Consider the following 329-nt stretch of genomic DNA (forward strand, 5'->3'; position numbering starts at 1 on the left):
TGTATACGGAGAAGCACATCCGTATCATCAGTGTGACGACTGCGGCGGCCATCCATCCAGTCATCGGTTCGTCTGAGAATGACGTGCAACTGCGCACGCGACACCCGGAGACAACGGCTGACTAAGCTTACTCCCCATCCCCGGGCAATAAGGGCGCGTGCGCTATCCACTTTTTTGCCCGTCCATATTCAACGGCTTCTTTGAGGAGTTCATTTTCCATCGTTTTCTTGCCGAGCAGGCGCAGGAGTTCTTTAATCTGCTTCATGGCGGCAGCAAGTTCAGAGGCAGGAACAACCTGTTCTCCGGCGGTCACAGCAGTAAGACTTCCT

General features: G+C 54.1%; 1 pseudogene. It reads right to left on the bottom strand.

The features are described 5' to 3' along the window. Window positions 1-329 (bottom strand): annotated as a pseudogene (locus BHE85_RS19355) (IS3 family transposase); the annotation flags it as partial.

The sequence above is a fragment of the Shigella sp. FC1567 genome, from assembly GCF_001743015.1.
Lineage (GTDB): Bacteria > Pseudomonadota > Gammaproteobacteria > Enterobacterales > Enterobacteriaceae > Escherichia > Escherichia coli.